This is a genomic window from Nitrospirota bacterium, from assembly GCA_037386965.1.
Classification (GTDB): domain Bacteria; phylum Nitrospirota; class Thermodesulfovibrionia; order Thermodesulfovibrionales; family JdFR-86; genus JARRLN01.
The window spans coordinates 1-18600 of sequence record JARRLN010000064.1 but is presented as its reverse complement, the minus strand read 5'-3'; the positions used below and the strand labels follow the sequence as shown (position 1 = coordinate 18600).

Below are 18600 nucleotides of genomic sequence, written 5' to 3'. Positions count from 1 at the left end.
TTACAGCTTTAAGTTGACTCCGGCGCTGCCTGCCTGATACATTCAGTCATGAGGAGAGCCGTTGGTTTCCTGGTGCTCTTTGCGCTCGCTCTCACCCTTCTCGGCGCGCACATCTGCGCCGTGAAAGTGCAGGACGGCGAAACCATTGCCACGCTCGACCTTTGCAGTCCCCAATCCCCCGCTGCCTCCGGTGACACCATTACCCTGACAGCGCCGGTGTACGGCGTCCCCATAATCGCAGCGGTCGAGGCACTGCCCGCGGAAAAACCCTTCATATACGAATCCACCCTTTTCTCCCCGTTAGACGACCCTCCTCGCCCCGGCCTCCTTACCACAGCCTAAAACCGTCCAGGGGAGCCTTGCACCCAGGCGGCTCGCCCGCTGCGGCCCGCGGCTTCCCTGCGGTTACAAAAAATTCTTTCACATGAAATGGAGGCATAATGTCTGACATCGTAAAATGTCTGGGCGAAAGGGACATCTCACGAAGGCGTCTCATATCCGGAGCCGGCAAGATGGCGGCGGGCCTGGCGGTGGTATCCGCGGGCGGGCTGGGCATGGCCCGGAGCGCCGAGGCCTACGGCTACAAATCGGGTTACACGTATCGCAAGCTCGACATCGACCAGGTGGGGCGCCTGGCCTACGAGGACTACTTCAAGCGCTGGTGCGCCTCCACGGTGGTGGCCGGCCTCGTCCTTCCCCTAAAGAAAAAGGCGGGCGGAAACTGGGCGCAGTTCCCCATAGACGCCTACAGGTGGGCCCACGGTGGCCTGGCCGGCTGGGGAGCCCTTTGCGGCACCCTTACCGGGGCGGGGGTGGTCATCGGGTTGGTCACCGGCGACACGGACACCGCGGAGGCGATGGTAAACGACCTGGCCTTCTACTACTCCAACACCAAGCTGCCCACGTACGCGCCCGAGAAACCGCTCAAGGCCGAGATACACCACAGCACAACCAGCAATACGCCGGTCTGCCACATTTCCGTGGGCAAGTGGATGAAGGCCGAAAACAAGGGTTTCTTCACCAACGAGAGGGCCGAGAGATGTGCGCGGCTTTCCGCAAACGTGGCGATGTACACCGCGGGGATGCTCAACGACTGGGCCGCCGGCAAATACAAGCCGAAGCACCCTCTGCTGGCCAACCTCAAGCAAAACGGCATCACGTCTCAGAACAACTGCACCGAGTGCCACGGAAGCGACATCCCCAAGGTGCCGGGCTCATAACGCGGCACGTGAAACGGAGCGGCGGTTGAAATTGAAAGATGTTCGAGCCCCCGAAGCCGGGCCGGCGAGCGGCGCAACGGCAGCGCCGGGCGCCACGGGGGTTCGGCCGTTTCTCCCCGTTCGGGGGGGCAGGGCCCCGTGCCCTGCCTCCCCAACGATAACCTTTCTTAACGCAAGGAGCTTTATGAAAAAGAAATCGATTTTGATGCTCACCCTGCTTTCGACGATTGCCCTGGCGCTGCTTGCGGGGGCCGCATTCTCCGACCCCATGGATATTCCGGCAGGCTCCCGCTGCCGCTCCTGCGGCATGAAGGTGGACCCGGCGTCGGTCTATTCGGCACAGATAGTGACGGGCGGAGAGATGCTCCCCTTCTGCGACATCGGCGACATGCTCTCCTTCTACAAAAAGCAGAAGGAAAAGCCCTCGGAGCTTTACGTCAGGGATTCGAAAAGCGGCCGGTGGATTGACGCCATGAAGGCCGTCTACGTCAAGAGCGAGAAGTTCAACACGCCCATGGGCTGGGGCATCGCGGCATTCGCTCGCCGCGACGAGGCCGCGGGCTTCGGCAAGCCGATGACGTTCGAGGAGACCCTGAAGGTCCTGGGCGCCATGATGAAAGGGAAGATGTAGTGGCTCGAACACTCAAGGCATGCGCTTTTGCGGCCCTCGTGCTTGCGCTTTCATCCTGCGCCCGGAAACCCGAATATCCGGCGGCCCCTTCCTCGGGGGACGAAATCCGGTTTTCCATAAGCACGCTCCGGGAGGAAACTCCCGTGTTTTACTCCCTTGAGCACGAGGGCACACGGATAGACTATCTCCTGGTCAAGGTAAACGGGCGCGTGGAGTCGTACTTCGACGCCTGCGCCAAGTGCTACCCGAAGAAGCTCGGCTACAGGGTAGAGGACAAGCACCTCGTCTGCGTCGCGTGCGGAGAGCGCTATTCCATGCATAATCTCAAGGGTGCGGGAAGCTGCTATCCGCTCCCTCTTGAGGGAAAGACAGAGGGCGATACATACGTGATAGAGAAAGCCGATATCATAAACGGGCAGAGATATTTCTAGCGGTTTTCCTCTCTTCCGCCGTAAGGAATGCTCCACTCAGACGGCGCGAGCCGCCTTGCGCCGGCCTCGAACACGTCCGGGACAACGCGCTACCCGCATGACATTCAGGGCGACCGGGACGAGTTGCCGTCACGAAGGAAAGGGTCAATACCGGTTCAACCGCCAGTCGTAGTCCTGGTAGGTCACCCCGATGTTCTCAGCCTCATTGAGCAGGAACTCCCTGTCCTCCTCCCGGTACAGGTACCGACCGACAAAGCGCAGCCTCTCGGGCAGGGTGGGGCCGAAGTCCTTTCCGTACCACTTGAAGATGCGCGAGATGCGCACCCTTCCCGCGGTCCTGTCCACCTCCACCCCTCCGGCGTTGAGGAAGGTGCGCGCGGCGACGTCGAGGTCCTCCTCGATGGTCTCCGGCGTGTAGACACCGATGGGCGGGCAGGAGGAGGACGCGCAGACCAGGGCGAAGTGCACCCTGGGCTCCCGGCGCTTCAGAACGCACGCAAGCCGGGGGTCGTCCCCCCCGAAGGGCTTTAGCAGCGAATACGGCGGGCGGGCGTTGCCCCTCAAGACGCCGTGCTCGATGTCGTCGGGCGAGAAGTACACGCCGCCCATCTCGTACTGCACTCGCCGGAAGAAGTCCCGCACCTCCTTCACCGAGTCCCTGACGCCCGTCTCCACGACCCCGTGGATGACCAGGACATTGTAGATGTTTATCCAGAACGCCAGGCTCTCGGCGTGGCCGTCGAGCCCGCGGGGGTCGATGCCCCTGAGGGCGTGGCTCAGCTCCACGTACTCCCTGTAGGCCTTGGACGCCTCCATCCGCTCGTAGGCCACCCTCCCCGAGGCGGCTTCGAAGAAGGCCCCCCTCAGGACGTTCATCCTCTCCTTGAGCATCGTGGCAAGCTCCCCCGGCGTGCCGGTGATGTCGGTCTCCCCCTCGTTCAGGACAATGGTTTCGGCCAGCTCCACGCCGATGCCCGGCGGCGACTCCTCCCGCCTTCTCTTTTCCTCCTCGGCTGCACGGGCGCTCCGGAGGGCGACCACGCTGTTTATATAGCCTATGTGGGTCAGGGCCTGGGGAAAGTTCCCCAGGGCGTCCTGCCAGTGGTAGTCGTACTCCTCGGAGAAGAGCCCCAGGTGGTTGGCCATGTCCTCCATGGAGTCCAGGACGGCCTCGGCCTCCTCGTACCTGCCCATGGCGGTGAGGTTATCCACGAGCCAGAAGGTGCAGTAGAGGAACTGCCCCTCCTCGCCGGGCAGCCCGTCCTCCCCCACGTAGCGATAAAGAAGGTGCTCCACGGCCAGCTCCGCCCGCACGGCCTCCAGGGTGGAGGCCACCCGGGGGTCGTCGTGGGGGAGGAATCCCATCAGGGGGATGAGCAGGGCGCTGGCATCCAGGGCCTTGCCCCCGTAGTGCTGAAGGAAGGCCTGCTTCTTCCGGCTCCAACCCTTCTCAAGGACCTCCTCCTTTATCTCCTCCTGCACCCGGAGCCATTTTTCCAGGTCGGCGGGGAAGCCGTAGCGGCGGGCCATGGTCACCCCCCTGTCCAGGGCCACCCAGCACATCACCTTGGAGTAGACGTAGTGATAGGGGCCGTCCCGCACCTCCCATATCCCGTTGTCCGACTCCCGCCAGTGCTCGGTCACGTAGTCGCAGATGCCCTTGAGGAAGGGCCACATCCCCAGGCCCACCCTGCCCACGTAGTCCGAGAGCTTGAGCGCGGCGTCCATGAGCTCCCCGTAGATGTCCAACTGCCGCTGTCCCCCGGCGGCGTTTCCTACCCGCACCGGGCGGGAGCCCCTGTATCCCTCCAGGTGGCCGAGCTCCTCCTCCGTGATGTCCGTCTCCCCCCTCAGGCCGTAGAGCACCCTGAGCCCCTCCGGGCCGGTCTCCCGGAGGAGCGTTTCCACCCACCTCAGATAGCCCTCGGTCTCCGACATGTGGCCGAAATTGAACAGCGCCTCCAGGGTAAAGGAGGTGTCCCGCACCCAGGTGAAACGGTAGTCCCAGTTGCGCACCCCGCCTATCTCCTCCGGAAGGCTCGTCGTGGCGGCCGCGGCCACGGTGCCCGTGGGGGCGTAATAGAGGAGCTTCAGGACCAGGGCGGAGCGCTCCACCATCTCCCTGTAGGGCCCCAGGTCCACGGCCCTTCCGGTCTCGCTCTTGGCAAGCCACCGGTGCCAGTACTCCTCGGTCCTCCGGAAGGCCTCCTCCGCCTCCTCGGGGTCGCACATGCAGAGGTCCTCGGCCCCGTAGCGGAGGTTGAGCCACACCCTGTCGCCCCGCTTGAGCCCCCAGCGGGCCCGCCCCCTGCCGTCCTCTCCCAGCTCCAGATGGCGGGAGGCGGCCAGCCCTAGCTTCTCCCCGCCGCCCCGGGCGACGATGCCTCCCCGGGGGCCCATCGCAAGCACCGTCTCCGCCCGGGCGTAATCGAACCTCGGGTCGAAGAGCACCTCCATGGCGATGGTCCCCTCCGCGCAGTCGATGCGCCTCAAAAGCTCATGCCGCACCTCCCGGGCCTCGCCCTCAAGGACCACCGGCATGAAGTCCACCATGCGCGCCACGCCCTCCCGCGTGCGGAAGTCCGTCTCCAGGATATTCGTCCCCGGCAGGTACCGGACGGAGGAGTCCCACTCCTCCGCGGCGGGGCGGACGCGGAACCGCCCTCCCTTCTGGTCGTCCAGGAGGGCGCCGAAGATGCTCCCGGAGTCTATGTAGGGAAGGCACATCCAGTCGATGGAGCCGTCCGGGGCCACCAGCGCAACGGAGTGCAGGTCCCCGATGATGCCGTACTCGCTTATCTTCTTATACATCGCGAGAGGCCGCCGCTCCGTTACAGGCCCTTCCCCTGAGGCTGAAGAAGAGCTTGAGACCCTTCCGCACGGTATCGGAGAATATCTTGCTTGCCAGGAGGTCCCCGGCCACCTTCTTGTTTATCTCCCCCAGGGTGGGATAGGGGTGCACCGCACCGGCAAGCTTGGTGAGCTTGACCCCGCCGTTTAAGACACCCACCCATTCGCCCAGGAGGTCCCCGGCCCGGGGGCCCAGTATCTGCACGCCCAGGGGCTTCTCATCCGCATCCAGGAGCATCTTTATCCTGCCGGTGGTCTCCCCTTCGGTCTGGCTCCGGTCGTTTCCGGCGAACTCCGAGGTCCAGACGGAGTACCGCACCCCTGCCGCCCCGGCCCGCGCCTCGTTCATCCCGACGCTGGCCAGCTCGGGCTCCGTGAAGGTGCACCAGGGCAGCAGGGTGTAATCCGCCTTCCGGGGAAGCCGAAAGACGGCGTTCGTGACGACGATGCCCCCTTCGTAGCCCGCCGCATGGGTAAAGAAGTGCCTGCCCAGGGCGTCTCCGGCGGCATAGATGTGCTTCTGGGCGCTTCTGAGCCTGTCGTCCACCTCCACGCCCTTCTCCGAGACGGAGACGCCTATCTCCTCAAGCCCCAGGCCCTGCACGTTGGGAACTCTCCCGGTGGCCACCAGCAGGATGTCTCCCCGCACCGAGCGAAGCTCCTTTTCCCCCTTCAGGGTGAAGAGCAGTTCGCGCTCCGCGCCCAGGTCCCGCACCTCCTCAACCCGGGCGTTCAGGTGAAACTCCACCCCCTCGCTCCGAAGGACTGCCATCACGGCGTCGGCCATGTCCTTGTCTTCCCTTGCCAGTATCTGCCCCCTCCGCTGAAGCACCACCACCCGGCTTCCCAGCCTTGAGAAGGCCTGGGCCATCTCGATGCCGATGGGCCCGCCGCCCACGACGATGAGCCTCCGGGGAAGCTCATCCAGCGAGAAGATTTCGCGGTTGGTCACATGGGGGACTTCGGCAAGCCCCCTGATGGGCGGAAGGGCGGGCGAGGAGCCCGTGCAGACGGCCCAGTACCGGGCCGAGACGGTCTTGCCGTTTATCCTCACCGCGTGCTCGTCGACGAAGCGGGGCTCTCCGAATTCCACCCGCGCGCCCAGCTTGCAGAACCGCTCGGCGGAGTCGTGCTTCTGGATGACGGCGATGACCTCCTGGATGCGCCGAGCCACGTCGCGGTAGTCCACCGGCTTCAGGTCCGTCTCCGGAAGGCCGTAGCGCCGGGCGTTTTTCATCCGGTGGTAGACCTGGGCCGTTCGGATGAGAGTCTTGCTCGGCACGCACCCGTAGTGCAGGCAGTCACCTCCCAGGGCCGGGGCCTTGTCTATGAGGATGGTTTTTGCTCCGAGCTGGGCCGTTCCAGCGGCCACCGTGAGGCCCGCCGAGCCCCCTCCCAGAACCCCCATGTCGTAATCGTACTTCGGCATGTCGGAACCTCCCTACCCCGTCCTGACCGGGGGCTTGCCCTTTTTCTTTCTGTAGTAGCCCACGAGTTTTTTCGCGGCAAGCGGGAAGAGCCCCAGGAGCACCAGGGAGAGGACGATGTCCGGGGAGAATATCCCCGAGAGCGACGTGAGCTCCCCGAGCTGCTTCCCGGCGTTTACGTAGACGACGGTCCCCGGCAGCATCCCCACCTGGGAGACCCAGTAGAACCGCCAGAGGGCCATCCCCGTAAGCCCCATGGCCAGGTTTATGGCCCAGAACGGAAAGATGGGGATGAGCCTCAGGGTGAAGAGGTAGAAAGAGCCCTCCTGCTCCACGCCCTCGTTTATCTTCCTCAAACGGCGCCCGAATGAGCCCTGCACCCAGTCCCTCAGGAGGAACCGGGCCACCAGGCAGGCCAGAGTGGCCCCCACGCTGCTTGCGAAGGAGACCATGACCAGCCCCACCCAGAAACCGAAGAGCGCGCCCGCGGCCAGGGTCATCACGGCGGCCCCGGGAAGGGAGAAGGCGGTCACGGCCACATAGATGCAGAAGAAGGCGGCCGGCACAAGCACCCTGTGATGGGCGTAGTAGGCCTCGAACCCCGCCCGGGACTCCTTGATGAAGTCCAGCGAGAAGTACTCCCCGAGCCCCAGGAACCGGAAGCCCGCGATGACGGCCAGGACGGCCGCTGCTATCAGTATCTTGACCGCCGTGGAGCGCCTCACCGGCGGGCACCCTCCAGCTCGAGCTTTCCCCTGTAGGCCGCCCCCCAGAGGCCGCTGTCCTCATCGGTTATGAGATAAACGGGAATCTCCCGGAGAAGCAGCGCGTGCCGCGGGGAGCTTCTGAACTCGCTTGCGAAGGCCCCGTGGGTGAGAATCCCGGGGACCCTGGCCGCCACCCCGCCGGCCACGAACACCCCTCCCCTGGCCAGCGTGGCAAGGGCGAAGTCCCGGCAGGCGCGGCCGTAGAAACGGGACATCCAGAGGAGCGTGTCGGGGCATTCGTGGAACCTGGCACTCACCTCGTCGGGGTGCAGGTCCTGGCCTGTGAGATACTTGTGCACCAGGCTCAAGCCCCGCCCGGAGACCACTACGTTTCCCGTCATGTACTGGTCCTCAAGCTCCCCGAGGAGAAACTTCATGTACGTGCACTCCTCCGGGCTCACGAAGGGGAAGCTCCCGTGCCCGCCTTCCGAGGGCATGGCCGCGAAACCTCCCCGCCCGTCGGGCAGAAGGGCCGCCATCCCCAGGCCCGTGCCCGCGCCGATGACGGCCACGGCGCTCTCGGGCTCAGGCGTTCCCGGGAGAATGGGCCGGGCCTCCTCGCCCACCGGAGAGCGGCAGGCATAGGCCTGGGCCACGAAGTCGTTTATGAGGACATGGCGCGTAAGGCCGTAGTCCTGGCGGGCGCTGGAAAGGTCGATGCCCCAGGGGATGAAGGGCGGGCTGCTCGAGACGCCCCGTTCCACGGGCCCGGCCACGGCCAGCACGGTGACGTCGGCCCTCTCGGGCAAAAGGGAGAAGCCGCTCTCCCGGAGCATGGCGAAAAGCCCGCCCAGGGAGTCAGCCCGCCCGGTCTCAAGCCACTTCTTCCCCTCAAGGCTCAGGCGCCCCTCCCTCAGCCTGAAATGGGCAAACCTGCTGTTCGTCCCCCCTATGTCAGCCGCGAGAATCTCCCCCAAAAGCCGCCTCTCTTTCTGGTCACACTATATCCCACGGACCCGGGCCTGTAAAGCAGGGGCACCAGTGCCGGGGACCAGTCCCGGGGGCAAGCCCCCCTTTCATTACCGTCGCAGACGTAATGCGCTTCGATGTCAGGGCGCTCCAGGCCGTGCCTGGAGGGACCAGTCCCTTTTTCAAGCATCAAAGCAGGCCGTTCCTTGGGCAAGCCGCTTCAAGGTTCGGTCGCTCTGGCCCGTTGACCAGTCGCTCCAGCCGCGGGGACCAGTCCCTTTTTTAAACATCAACCCAAGCCGTTCCTTGGGCAAGCCGTTTCAAGGTCCGGACGCTCTGGCCCGTTGGCCAGTCGCTCCAGGCCGCGCCCGGCGGGAACCAGCCCCAGGGGCCAGCCCCCTTTATTACCGTCACAAACGTGAATTGCTTCGATGTCAGGGCGCTCCAGGCCGCGCCTGGCCGGGGCGTTTGAGGTCCTCGATGGTGTCGATGTCCGAAAGCTCCCGGGTGAAGGCCACCGAAAGGCCCAGAGAGCGGGCCTTCCGCACGCTCTCCTCGAGGGTCTTGGGTGAGGACCAGGGGATGGCCTCGAAGACGGCCCGCCGTGGGGCCGTCATGCCTACCAGGTAATAGCCGCCGTCCCGGGCGGGGCCGAACACGAGGTCGTGACTCTCAAGGAGCCCCATGGCCTCCCGCACAACCCCGGCGGTGAGGGCCGGAATGTCCACGCCCACCAGGGCGGCCTTCCGGTAGTCCCGCTTGAGGAGGACGCCCAGGGCCTCGTGCATGCGCAGGCCCAGGTCGCCCTCCGACTGGGGGAAAAGGGGCAGCCCCCAGGCCGCGAAGTACTCCCTGTCCCCGGCAGGCGTGTAGGCGATGAAGGTGTCCACGCCGGGGATGTCCCGGAGCCTCCGGATGGTCCCTTCAAGGAGGCTTTCATAGAGGGCCAGCCTCTGGCCGTCGGCAAGGTGGCCCCTGAGGCGTGTCTTCACGCTTTCCGCGCGGGGGGCCTTGGCCATGATGACGAGGGCTTCCGTGTTCAACGGACGTCTCCGTAAAACCGCGCGAGCCTCTCGGGCCTTACGCCGAAGACGGTATAGGCCAGGGCCAGGGACCAGTCCCTGAGGGTGGTGCGCAAAGGGCCTTCGGCAAGCCACCTGCGCGGGTGCGTCCGCACCGGGGGGCGGAGAAAGGCAATCCTGCCGAGCCTCCTCAGGCGGCAGCCCATCTCGATGTCCTCCATGAGGGGCATCTCCCTGAACCCTCTCATGCGCTCGAAGACGGCGCGCCGCATGAAGAGCCCCTGGTCGCCGTAGGGAACGCGGGTGAGGCGCGAGCGCAGGTTGGCCCCCCACTCGATGAGCCTGAACCACGCGGCGGGGTGCTCCACGGCAAGGTCGAAGGCCCCGGCCACCACCCGCTCGTCCCTGAGGGCCTCCCTGACAAGCGCGAAGGCCCCCGGAGGGGGAACGGTGTCGGCGTGCAGGAAGAGCAGGATGTCCCCCGTGGAGCGCTCCGCGCCCCTGTTCATCTGGAGGGCCCGTCCCCGCTCGCCCGCTATGACCAGGCGGGCGAACTCCCCCGCTATGCCCATCGTGTGGTCGGAGCTTCCGCCGTCCACCACGACAAGCTCCTCGTGCTCGGTGAGGGGAAGGGCCACAAGGACGGAGCGGAGGCCCCCGGCCTCGTTGAGCGTGGGCATTATGATGGAAATCCTCTCCACGGCTCCCCCTTGCCCCCTATTATATACGCTCCACCCGGGGCGCCCGATTGACAGGTTTCGCATTTGCTGTTATTCCCTTAGGATGGGGCAGCTCGCGGACGGAGGGATCTTCGGTGGATAAGGAACCGGTTCTCCAGGGCCAGACGGCCCTTGTCACGGGGGGAAGCTCGGGCATCGGGGAGGCCATAGCGCTGGCCGCGGGCCGGGCCGGGGCCAGCGTGGTGGTGAATTACCACTCGGGGGACGGGGAGGCGGAGAAGGTCGTCCAGGGAATCCGCCGCTCCGGGGGGCGGGCCATCAAGGTCCGGGCGAACGTGGGTGAGGAGGACCAGGTACGGGAGATGTTCAAGCGGGCGGTGGCGGAGTTCGGGACCGTGGATATCCTGTTCAATAACGCGGGGATTCAGAAGGACGCGGCCTTCACGGAGATGAGCATGGAGGACTGGAGCCTGGTCCTCGGCGTCAACCTCACCGGCGCTTTCCTCTGCGCCCGGGAGGCCGCCGGGGAGTTCATCCGCCGCGGGGTGGTCCCCGGCCGCTCCCGGGCGGCGGGAAAAATCATCTTCACCAGCTCGGTCCACGAGGTCATTCCCTGGGCGCGCCATGCCAACTACGCCGCCTCCAAGGGCGGGGTGATGCTCCTGATGAAGAGCGTGGCCCAGGAGCTTGCCCGTCATCGGATACGGGTCAACAGCATCGCCCCGGGGGCCATCAAGACCAGGATAAACCGCGCGGCCTGGGAGACCCCCGAGGCCGAGGCCGGGCTCAAGAAGCTCATTCCCTACGGGCGGGTGGGAGAGCCGGAGGACGTCGCCCGGGTGGCGGTCTGGCTCGCCTCGGACGAGGCGGACTACGTCCACGGGACCACCCTTTACGTCGACGGCGGCATGCTCCTTTATCCGGGCTTCCGCACCGGCGGGTAGCAAGGGGGCGGCCCTTGGAAGCCCTTGTCACCGGGGGGACCGGGTTCATCGGGCGGCACGTGGTGAGACGGCTCCTTCGGGACGGGCACCGGGTGCGCGTGTACTCCCGCCGGAGCGAGCGTCCCCCGTGGCTTTCGGGGGGCAACATGCACCCGGGCGACCTGGGCGATTTCTCCCGGGTCGTACGGGCCATGGAAGGCTGCCAGGTGCTTTACCACGTGGGGGAGATGAAGAACGTCAACCGGGCGGCCTCCGAGAGAAACGTCAAGCTGATGGAGCACATCCTGGGCCATGTCCGGAAGGCCGGGGTCGGGCGCGTGGTTTTCGTCAGCTCCATAACCGTGGCGGGCATCCCCTCGACCGTGCCGGCCCGCGAGGACACGGAACCCCGGGTGACCCTCTCGGACCACTACACGGACTACAAGCGCCGGTGCGAGGAGCTTCTGGCCGGGCAGGACCAGGCGGAGTTCGCCATCATCCGCCCGGGGCCTGTCTACGGGCCGGGCTCTGAGCACTTGAGACGGTTCCTCCGGGCGCTGGAGACCCTGGGTGCGGTGGGCCTGCCTTTTGTAAGGAGGGGAGAGAGCCTGGCCCCTCTCGTCTTCGTGGAGGACCTGGGGGAGGCCATCGCCCTGGCCGGCCTGCATCCCGGCGCAGGAGGGCACACCCTGAACCTGACCGACGGGGCGCGCCACAGCTGGCGGGACTTCCTCGCGGCCGCCGCGGATGCGATGGGCAAAAAGCTCCGGCTCCTGCCGGTCCCGCCGGCCATCCTCAAGCTGCCGGCTTTCTTCGTGGACTTTCTGGCCCTGGCCTTCAGGATGGACCCCGACGCCTCCCACTACGTGGAGTTCTTCTCAAGCGACCTTCATTTCGATAACGCCCTGGCCCGGGCCGTCCTTCAGTGGCAGCCCCGGCACTCCCTTGAAGAGGGCGTGAGGGAGATGGTCAGGGACTATCTCGAGTGGCGGGAGGCGCATCGATGAGAGGACAACAGGCGAAAAGCCGCCGCTTCGTCCCTCGCGGCGGGGCTTACTTGTAGTAGTCCAGGAGTTTTTCGAGGAGGGACTTCTTGTCCATGAGGGGGCCCTCCTCCTCCGGCTCGCCCCTGCGGGCGAGCCGCCCCACGGCCCTTCCCACGTCCCTGACCTCCAGCTTCCTGAGGACGTCGGGGACGTCCACGAAGCGAGAGATTTTGTTGAACTGGGTGATGCCCCCACGCATGCCCTCGTGGTGCAGGCTCAGGGAAAGGGCGCTCCGGGCCCGGGTGACGGCCACGTAGAAAAGCCTCTGCTCCTCCTCCAGCTCCTCCTCGCTGTCCAGGGCGAAGGTCACCGGCAGCACGCCGTCCATGAGCCCCATGACGTGGACCACGTCCCACTCCAGCCCCTTGGCCGAATGGATGGTGGAGAGCACCAGGGGAGCTTCCTCCTCCCTGGTCTCGGGCTCGACGCGCAAGACCCCCCGCTCCGGGGGCTCCACGGCGAAGTCCTCCAGAAGCTCCTCCATGGAGGCGTACCGCGCGGCTATCTGCCTCAAGGCCTCCAGGTCGTTTATCCGCACGTGCCAGTCGTCGTACTTGTTCTTCATGAGGGGGGTGTAGTAGCTGAGGAGCACCTCGAACTTCTCCCCCACCGGCACCTCCTCCGGCGCGGCCCGGGCGAGGGCCTCCCTGAGCCGCCCGAGCCCTTCGGCATAGGGCCGTTTTTCGAGAAACCCCCGAAACCCCTTCTCCAGGGCCTCCGAGAGGGAAGCGCGGGCGGTCAGCCGGTCCGTTATCCGGGTGGCCGTCTTCGGCCCGATGCGCCCGATGAGCAGGAGCACCCGGTTCCAGGAGAGTTCGTCCCGGGGGTTGGCCAGCACCTTGAGATGCGCGATGACGTCCTTGACGTGGGCCGTCTCGTAGAACTTGAGCCCGCCGTAGGTCTCGTAGGGGATGTTGCGCTTGGCCAGCTCCGACTGAAGCGGTATGGACAGGTACATGGAGCGGAACATGACGCACTGGTTGCCCAGGGGGACGCCCTCGTCCAGCCGCTCCTTCACCATGTCGGCTATCCACTCGGCCTCGTCATAGGCGTTTTTGAAGAAGAGCAGCCGGGGCTTCTCGCCCTCCACGCCCCGGGCCGAGACCAGGCACTTGGAGTACTTGTTCTTCATGTTCTCAAGCACCGCGTTGGCCACGTCCAGTATCCTCTGGGTGCTCCGGTAGTTCTGCTCCAGGGTGATGACCGCCGCCTGGGGGAAGCGCTCGGGGAACTTCATGATGTTCTCGTGCGAGGCCCCCCGGAAGCCGTTGGAGATTGATTTTACATCATTTCTGCTTCCGTTTTGGGGGCATCGATTACTGTTGAGTTGGTCATGCATGTGCCATAATATATTTCCGGGATGTACTCGATAAAATGGGGATACTCCTTCCTGATTATCTCCCCAAGCGGGGAGCCCTTGTTCACCGAAACGCTCACCAGCGAGCGCAGGGTGTCCTTCCGGGGGAAGCGCTTTTCCCCCTCGTACAGGCCCATCCTGGCCGCGCACCGGTGGATGGCCTCCTCGGCGTCCCCTTCGTCCAGGACGGCGAAGCTCTCGGGGAAGCCGATGCTCTTGGCATAGCGCTTCAGGGTCTTGTAGGCGAAGGAGTGAAACGTGCCGCCCTCGACGTTGCGGCACTCCGGGTCGTGCCGGGCGGCGCGGGCTATCATCTCCCGGGCGGCCTTCCGCGTGAAGGTCAAAAGGAGGATGGAGTTGGGCTTCACGCCGCTCTGGACCAGGTTCAGTACACGGTACTCGATGACCCGGGTCTTCCCCGAGCCCGCCCCGGCGATGACCAGCACGGGGCCCTCCACCCGCGTGACCGCCTCGAACTGGGCCGGGTTCAGAAAGGCGGCCAGCTCTCCCGTGGTCCTCTCCTCCGGGGCGCTCACCGGCAGACCCTTTCCCGGAGGTCGTCCATCACCGAACCCGGGGCGATGGGGATTTCCTCCCCGGAGTGGAGCGCCTCGGCCACCGGGGCGCCCGTGCGGGAATAGAGGGTAATCGTGAGGACGCGCAACGTCTTCTCCGTGCAGTCGATCTCGTTGAGGGTGATATTATAGCCCGCCCGAAGGGCGGTTTTCACCCGCACCCTGAGAAGCCCGCCCTCCGTCCGTTTCACTCCTTCGCCGTCATAGGAGACGCCCCCTCCGAGCGAGACCCAATCCGTCTCGCCCGCCGGGGCAATGGAGGAAAATAGAAGAAGAAAGAGAAGCAGAAGGGGCACGAGCGCCTTCATGGACGGACCTCCGGCCTTTCTTTCATCATAGACGGTTTCCCCGGGCGAAGAAAAGCGCCCGCGCCCGCCGCATCGAGGGGGACCAGTCCCCCTTCCTCCGAGATTGGACCGCTATCAAGAGCAGACCGCTCCGGAAGCAACCCGCTCCGAGGTTCTATCGCTCAGGCCGTAGCCTGGGACCAGTCCCCTTTCCTTCGAGATTGGACCGCTATCAAGAGCAGACCGCTCCGGAAGCAACCCGCTCCAAGGTTCTATCGCTCAGGCCGTGGCCTGGGACCAGGCCCTTTTCCTCCGAGATTGGACCGCTATCAAGAGCAGACTGCTCCGGAAGCAACCCGCTCCAAGGTTCTATCGCTCAGGCCGTGGGCCGGGACCAGTCCCCTTTTTCTGACCACCGAAGGTCATCGCTCTGACAGGAGAGAAATTGCCTCCAGGGAACAGCTTGAGAAAGGCAACTGGTTGCCTGCTTGACATCCGGGTGGTGCAGGGCATATCATTTCGCAATGATACATTCGCTTCCGGCAAAAGCCCTTTTCAAGGTCATATGGCACGTGCCGTGGCCCGTGGGGTGTTCCATCAGCCGGTAGCGGTCGAGCAAGGACAACTCAAGAGGCCACGGGACAAACCCGTGGCCTTTTTTATTTTCGGAGGAACGGTGAAGGACCGGATGGACCTGGAGCGCATAGTTTTCATCGGGCGGACGTTCGGGGAATACGCGGCCATGTTCGCCCTCGATGAGGCGTCTCTCGGGCGCGGGCCCGTGCTGGACTGCGCGGCGGGTCCGTCCTCCTTTACCGCCGAGGCACGGGCCATGGGCATCGAGGCCACGGCATGCGATGTCCTTTACGGTCTCACGCCCCGGGAGCTTTACGAAAAAGGCAGGGCGGACCTCTCGCACGTCTTTGACCAGAAGTTCGACGGGGCGGCGCACCTTTATACGTGGACGTACTACAAGGGGAAGGAGGACGTTATCGCCCGGAGGGAAAGGGCGCTGGAGCTTTTCAGGGCTGACTATCCCGTGGGCCTTCCGGAGGGCCGTTACGTGCGGGCCGAGCTGCCTCATCTACCCTTTCCTGACGGGGCGTTCGAGCTTGTGCTTTCGAGCCACTTTCTGTTTCTCTACGGCGACAGGCTGGATGTGGATTTTCACACGGCGTCTCTCAGGGAACTAATCAGGGTTGCCTCGGGAGAGGTAAGGATATTCCCCCTGGACGGGCTCGATGCAAAGCCCTGTCCTTACATGGACGATGTCTTGAGCTTTCTGGACGGGGAAGGCATGAAAACCGAAATAATAGAGGTGCCCTTTGAATTTCAAAAAGGCACGAATAAAATGCTCAGGCTTTCCCGAAAGGAGGAGGAATGACGAACCTCATCGAAGTCGACAGGGAGAAATGCGACGGAGACGGCATCTGTGCCGCCGTCTGCCCGGTAGGCATAATCCAGATGAACGAGGCGATGCCCGAACCGGTCGCCGGTGCCGGCAAGCTTTGCATTACCTGCGGGCATTGCGTGGCGTTCTGTCCCACCGGGGCGCTTTCTCACCGTGCCATGAAGCCCGGGGACTGCCGGCCCATGCGCAGTGAGCTCGACCTGAGCGCCGGGCAGGCGGAGCAGTTTTTGAAGGGCCGCCGCTCCATCCGCGTCTATGAGGACAGGGCGGTTGAAAAGGAAACCCTGGAGCGGCTCATCGACATGGCCCGGTACGCCCCCACGGGAATGAACTCCCAGCCCGTGGGATGGCTTGTTATCCACGACAAAGGCGAGGTAAAAAAGCTCTCCTCGATGGTTGTCGACTGGATGCGCTTTGCAATCGAGAGCGAGGCCGAAATGGCGGCCTCCATGCGCCTTGCGCGCATAGTGGACGACTGGGAGCGCGGGATAGACCGCGTATGCCGAAACGCCCCGCACCTTGTGCTGGCCCATGCCCCCAAGGGGATGCCCGTTTCGCAGTCGGCCTGCACACTCGCCCTGTCTTATCTCGAGCTGGCCGCCCTGCCGTTTGGCCTTGGTGCGTGCTGGGCCGGTTATCTCATGCTGGCCGCGGCCTTCTGGCCGCCCATCGAGCAGGCGCTCGGGCTGAGTGAGCGCGTCTCCCCATACGGGGCGATGATGCTCGGGTATCCGAAATACCGCGTCCAGAGGATACCGCTTAGGAAAGAGCCAAGGATAGAGTGGCGGTGAGCCGATACTAACCAGTTAGTTTTATACACGGCATGGAAGCCGAAAGAGGAGGAGTTAAAGTAAATGTCCGGGCTCAGTCCTCTGGAAATCTATAAGATCCTGCCCAGGACGAATTGCAGGCAATGCCAGGCCGCAACCTGCATGGCTTTCGCGGCCGCAGTGCTCCGGGGACAAAAACGGTTTGCCGACTGTCCCCATCTGGAAAGCGGCACAATTGCCCGGCTCGAGGGCAAGACACACAAGCAGTCCCCCGCCGAGAAAAAAAGGGAAGAACTGCTGGAATCCTTGAGGGGGCAAATAGCAGCACTGGACTTTCCTTCCAGGGCGGCACACCTGGGGGCCGAAACCAGGGACGGCAAGCTGGTGGTCAAATGCCTGGGCAGGGAATTCGAGATCGACCCAAGGGGCAACATCGAATCGCAATGCCATACGCACGTCTGGTTCTCCATACCGCTGCTTCATTATGTTCTCTTCAGCCAGGGACGGGAGCCTTCCGGCGCGTGGGTGCCGTTCAGGTTGCTGAAAAACGGGGCGGCGGGAAGCCCACTTTTCGAGCAGAGGTGCGAAAAACCGCTCAAGCACATCGCGGATACGCACACGGAGCTTTTCGAGTATTTGGTTGATGTCTTTGGCGGCACGCCGTCGGACAATTTCGACTCGGACATATCGGTCGTCTTGTTTCCGTTTCCCAAAGTGCCTCTTCTCATTTGTTATTGGAAGTCCGAGGGCGAGCTTGAATCCCAACTGCACCTCTTCTTCGACAGCACGGCGGAGGAGAACCTTGGCATCGAGACGACCGGCGCTCTCGGGGTCGGCCTTGCAAACATGCTGGAGAAAATCATACTCAAACACAGGTGAGGACGGCTGCACACATTACTCAGATATCATGGAGGAGGCCATGAGCACAATCCGAGTTTACTCAAATGAAAAGCTCCAACTGAGGACCGGCGCACCCGGGGCCGCGATGTGGGCCGTGGCGCTTGAGCGGAGCATGCTCACCTATTTCGAGTTTGCGCCCGGGGCCGTGCTGCCCGAGCACACCCACGAGGCCGAGCAGATCACCCTCGTCCTGGAGGGAGAACTGACGTTGCGGTGCGGGGAGAAGTCCTTCGTCCTCGGGCCGGGCGACGTTGTGGCGATACCCTCCAACGTGGCGCATGCGGCCTCCACGGGCAGCGCGCCCTGCAAGGCCGTGGACGCCTGGTCGCCGCCGAGGGAGGATTTTCTGAGATGACAACCATCCGTCATATGCCAAGGAGCACGTCATGAGCGAATTCGGCGAATCGGCATGGGCCCGGGATGACTTCTCCCGCAATTACCTCGAGCGCGCGGACGTCTACATCGTGGAGCGCCGCAAGATGTTCGCTCTGGCGGCCTCTTTCTACGGGCACTTTTTCAAGGATAAAACGGGCGTGCGCCTCCTTGACCTCGGCGCCGGCGACGGTGCGCTCAGCCACGAGCTTCTGAAAACGGACGGTTCCATTTCGGCCACCCTGGTGGACGGCTCGGAGGCCATGCTCCGCCGGGCGGGCGAACGGCTGGGAGAATACGGGAACGTGAAGTTCATAAGGGCGAGCTTCCAGGAGCTCTTGCGCGGGGCGGCGGCGCTTGATGAAGAGTTCGACCTTGCGTGCGCCCTCCGAAGGGCTTGAGGAGTGGTACTTCGCCCGCTGGCGCGGCTGGATGGAGCACATGCAGGCACGGCTCGGCCTGGGAGACGAATCTCCGGACGACATCATAAGGCGGTACAAGGAGCCCGCGAGCACGAACAGGCCCGACATGCTGGAGGACCAGCTCGATGCGCTCCGAAAGGCCGGATTCGGGGACGTGGACTGCTATTTCAAGGACGGCATATTCGCGGCCTTTGGAGGGAGAAAGGTATAACGGGCATCGCTCCACGCTGGCCGCATTGTGGGGATAAGACACGGCGCCAAAGGGCAGAATTAGAAATTATATGCATCGACCTTCCATGTAAAGAGAGGGAAAGGAGAGCCGCTCATGGGAAACAAGCGTGCTGGAGGAACAAACACCCGATGCGTGCACTCGGGCGTGCGGGAGGAGCTCACCGGGGGAGTAAACACGCCCATATACACCTCAAGCTCATATCGTTTTCCGAACCCCTCGGGGAAGGCGTACTACCCCCGGTACTTCAACCTCCCCAACCAGTCCGCCGTGGCTGAGAAGCTCCGTGCGCTGGAAGGCGCCGAAGAGGCACTTGTGCAAAGCTCGGGCATGGCGGCCATCACCGCAACGCTCCTGGCACTGCTTGCCAG

General features: G+C 64.2%; 22 protein-coding genes. 13 read left to right on the top strand and 9 right to left on the bottom strand.

Annotated features, from left to right (window positions below; genetic code table 11):
• The first annotated feature begins 48 nt into the window (after positions 1-48).
• The 4 genes from P8Y39_09820 to P8Y39_09805 all read left to right on the top strand — a co-directional run bounded on the left by P8Y39_09820 (position 49) and on the right by P8Y39_09805 (position 2282).
• A complete protein-coding gene (locus P8Y39_09820) occupies positions 49-342 on the top strand; it encodes a hypothetical protein (protein MEJ2192623.1) in 294 nt (97 codons plus the stop codon).
• Between the two features lie 98 nt (positions 343-440).
• On the top strand, positions 441-1220 hold the full coding sequence (locus P8Y39_09815) for a C-GCAxxG-C-C family protein (protein MEJ2192622.1): 780 nt from the start codon (positions 441-443) through the stop codon (positions 1218-1220).
• A gap of 184 nt (positions 1221-1404) precedes the next feature.
• Positions 1405-1851: a nitrous oxide reductase accessory protein NosL gene (locus tag P8Y39_09810; GenBank protein MEJ2192621.1), complete on the top strand. Its 447-nt coding sequence runs from the start codon at positions 1405-1407 to the stop codon at positions 1849-1851.
• Positions 1851-2282: a Fe-S-containing protein gene (locus tag P8Y39_09805; GenBank protein ID MEJ2192620.1), complete on the top strand. Its 432-nt coding sequence runs from the start codon at positions 1851-1853 to the stop codon at positions 2280-2282. The genes P8Y39_09810 and P8Y39_09805 overlap by 1 nt, the downstream gene beginning before the upstream one ends.
• 144 nt (positions 2283-2426) lie before the next feature.
• Here the strand turns inward: P8Y39_09805 and P8Y39_09800 are convergent, their stop codons facing one another.
• From P8Y39_09800 to P8Y39_09775, 6 genes are all read right to left on the bottom strand, one after another.
• Positions 2427-5093, bottom strand: coding sequence for a glycoside hydrolase family 15 protein (locus P8Y39_09800; protein MEJ2192619.1), 2667 nt, complete (start codon positions 5091-5093; stop codon positions 2427-2429).
• Entirely contained in the window at positions 5086-6561 is a 1476-nt protein-coding gene (locus P8Y39_09795) for an FAD-dependent oxidoreductase (GenBank protein ID MEJ2192618.1), read from the bottom strand. The genes P8Y39_09800 and P8Y39_09795 overlap by 8 nt, the downstream gene beginning before the upstream one ends.
• Positions 6562-6573: 12 nt before the next feature.
• Positions 6574-7284, bottom strand: coding sequence for a TVP38/TMEM64 family protein (locus tag P8Y39_09790; protein MEJ2192617.1), 711 nt, complete (start codon positions 7282-7284; stop codon positions 6574-6576).
• Positions 7281-8243, bottom strand: coding sequence for a glucokinase (locus P8Y39_09785; GenBank protein ID MEJ2192616.1), 963 nt, complete (start codon positions 8241-8243; stop codon positions 7281-7283). The genes P8Y39_09790 and P8Y39_09785 overlap by 4 nt, the downstream gene beginning before the upstream one ends.
• A 426-nt stretch (positions 8244-8669) precedes the next feature.
• Positions 8670-9278 carry a TIGR04282 family arsenosugar biosynthesis glycosyltransferase gene (locus tag P8Y39_09780; protein MEJ2192615.1) on the bottom strand — a complete coding sequence of 203 codons (609 nt, stop codon included), beginning with the start codon at positions 9276-9278 and terminating at the stop codon, positions 8670-8672.
• Positions 9275-9958 carry a TIGR04283 family arsenosugar biosynthesis glycosyltransferase gene (locus P8Y39_09775; protein ID MEJ2192614.1) on the bottom strand — a complete coding sequence of 228 codons (684 nt, stop codon included), beginning with the start codon at positions 9956-9958 and terminating at the stop codon, positions 9275-9277. The genes P8Y39_09780 and P8Y39_09775 overlap by 4 nt, the downstream gene beginning before the upstream one ends.
• 113 nt (positions 9959-10071) lie before the next feature.
• Between P8Y39_09775 and P8Y39_09770 the strand changes: the two genes are divergently transcribed.
• Together P8Y39_09770 and P8Y39_09765 are read left to right on the top strand one after the other, a co-directional pair.
• A complete protein-coding gene (locus tag P8Y39_09770) occupies positions 10072-10881 on the top strand; it encodes an SDR family oxidoreductase (protein ID MEJ2192613.1) in 810 nt (269 codons plus the stop codon).
• A 14-nt stretch (positions 10882-10895) separates the two neighbouring features.
• Positions 10896-11867 (top strand): NAD(P)-dependent oxidoreductase, encoded by a 972-nt coding sequence (locus P8Y39_09765; protein MEJ2192612.1) that lies wholly within the window; start codon positions 10896-10898, stop codon positions 11865-11867.
• 46 nt (positions 11868-11913) lie between these two features.
• Here P8Y39_09765 and P8Y39_09760 read toward each other — a convergent pair whose 3' ends face one another.
• The 3 genes from P8Y39_09760 to P8Y39_09750 are packed head-to-tail and all read right to left on the bottom strand — an operon-like array spanning position 11914 to position 14146.
• On the bottom strand, positions 11914-13143 hold the full coding sequence (locus tag P8Y39_09760; protein ID MEJ2192611.1) for an ATP-dependent helicase: 1230 nt from the start codon (positions 13141-13143) through the stop codon (positions 11914-11916).
• A 44-nt stretch (positions 13144-13187) separates the two neighbouring features.
• Positions 13188-13799, bottom strand: a complete 612-nt coding sequence (locus tag P8Y39_09755; GenBank protein ID MEJ2192610.1) for a UvrD-helicase domain-containing protein — start codon at positions 13797-13799, stop codon at positions 13188-13190.
• On the bottom strand, positions 13796-14146 hold the full coding sequence (locus P8Y39_09750; protein MEJ2192609.1) for a hypothetical protein: 351 nt from the start codon (positions 14144-14146) through the stop codon (positions 13796-13798). Before P8Y39_09750 ends, P8Y39_09755 begins: the two co-directional genes overlap by 4 nt.
• 655 nt (positions 14147-14801) lie before the next feature.
• Between P8Y39_09750 and P8Y39_09745 the strand changes: the two genes are divergently transcribed.
• The 7 genes from P8Y39_09745 to P8Y39_09715 form a co-directional block, all read left to right on the top strand.
• Positions 14802-15509, top strand: a complete 708-nt coding sequence (locus P8Y39_09745; protein MEJ2192608.1) for a class I SAM-dependent methyltransferase — start codon at positions 14802-14804, stop codon at positions 15507-15509.
• A complete protein-coding gene (locus tag P8Y39_09740) occupies positions 15506-16327 on the top strand; it encodes a nitroreductase family protein (GenBank protein MEJ2192607.1) in 822 nt (273 codons plus the stop codon). Before P8Y39_09745 ends, P8Y39_09740 begins: the two co-directional genes overlap by 4 nt.
• Before the next feature lie 63 nt (positions 16328-16390).
• Entirely contained in the window at positions 16391-17185 is a 795-nt protein-coding gene (locus tag P8Y39_09735; GenBank protein ID MEJ2192606.1) for a DUF3786 domain-containing protein, read from the top strand.
• 40 nt (positions 17186-17225) lie between these two features.
• Positions 17226-17561: a cupin domain-containing protein gene (locus P8Y39_09730; GenBank protein MEJ2192605.1), complete on the top strand. Its 336-nt coding sequence runs from the start codon at positions 17226-17228 to the stop codon at positions 17559-17561.
• A gap of 31 nt (positions 17562-17592) precedes the next feature.
• Positions 17593-17979, top strand: a complete 387-nt coding sequence (locus P8Y39_09725; GenBank protein MEJ2192604.1) for a class I SAM-dependent methyltransferase — start codon at positions 17593-17595, stop codon at positions 17977-17979.
• Positions 17954-18211, top strand: coding sequence for a hypothetical protein (locus P8Y39_09720; GenBank protein ID MEJ2192603.1), 258 nt, complete (start codon positions 17954-17956; stop codon positions 18209-18211). The genes P8Y39_09725 and P8Y39_09720 overlap by 26 nt, the downstream gene beginning before the upstream one ends.
• A gap of 114 nt (positions 18212-18325) precedes the next feature.
• A partial coding sequence (locus P8Y39_09715) for a PLP-dependent transferase (GenBank protein MEJ2192602.1) occupies positions 18326-18600 on the top strand: 275 nt, incomplete at its 3' end.

Coding starts and splice junctions, on each gene's coding strand:
- P8Y39_09760 (MEJ2192611.1), bottom strand. CDS start 13,143: ATGAAGTTCCCCGAGCGCTTCCCCCAGGCGGCGGTCATCACCCTGGAG.
- P8Y39_09730 (MEJ2192605.1), top strand. CDS start 17,226: ATGAGCACAATCCGAGTTTACTCAAATGAAAAGCTCCAACTGAGGACC.
- P8Y39_09800 (MEJ2192619.1), bottom strand. CDS start 5,093: ATGTATAAGAAGATAAGCGAGTACGGCATCATCGGGGACCTGCACTCC.
- P8Y39_09740 (MEJ2192607.1), top strand. CDS start 15,506: ATGACGAACCTCATCGAAGTCGACAGGGAGAAATGCGACGGAGACGGC.
- P8Y39_09750 (MEJ2192609.1), bottom strand. CDS start 14,146: ATGAAGGCGCTCGTGCCCCTTCTGCTTCTCTTTCTTCTTCTATTTTCC.
- P8Y39_09820 (MEJ2192623.1), top strand. CDS start 49: ATGAGGAGAGCCGTTGGTTTCCTGGTGCTCTTTGCGCTCGCTCTCACC.
- P8Y39_09735 (MEJ2192606.1), top strand. CDS start 16,391: ATGTCCGGGCTCAGTCCTCTGGAAATCTATAAGATCCTGCCCAGGACG.
- P8Y39_09810 (MEJ2192621.1), top strand. CDS start 1,405: ATGAAAAAGAAATCGATTTTGATGCTCACCCTGCTTTCGACGATTGCC.
- P8Y39_09725 (MEJ2192604.1), top strand. CDS start 17,593: ATGAGCGAATTCGGCGAATCGGCATGGGCCCGGGATGACTTCTCCCGC.
- P8Y39_09815 (MEJ2192622.1), top strand. CDS start 441: ATGTCTGACATCGTAAAATGTCTGGGCGAAAGGGACATCTCACGAAGG.
- P8Y39_09795 (MEJ2192618.1), bottom strand. CDS start 6,561: ATGCCGAAGTACGATTACGACATGGGGGTTCTGGGAGGGGGCTCGGCG.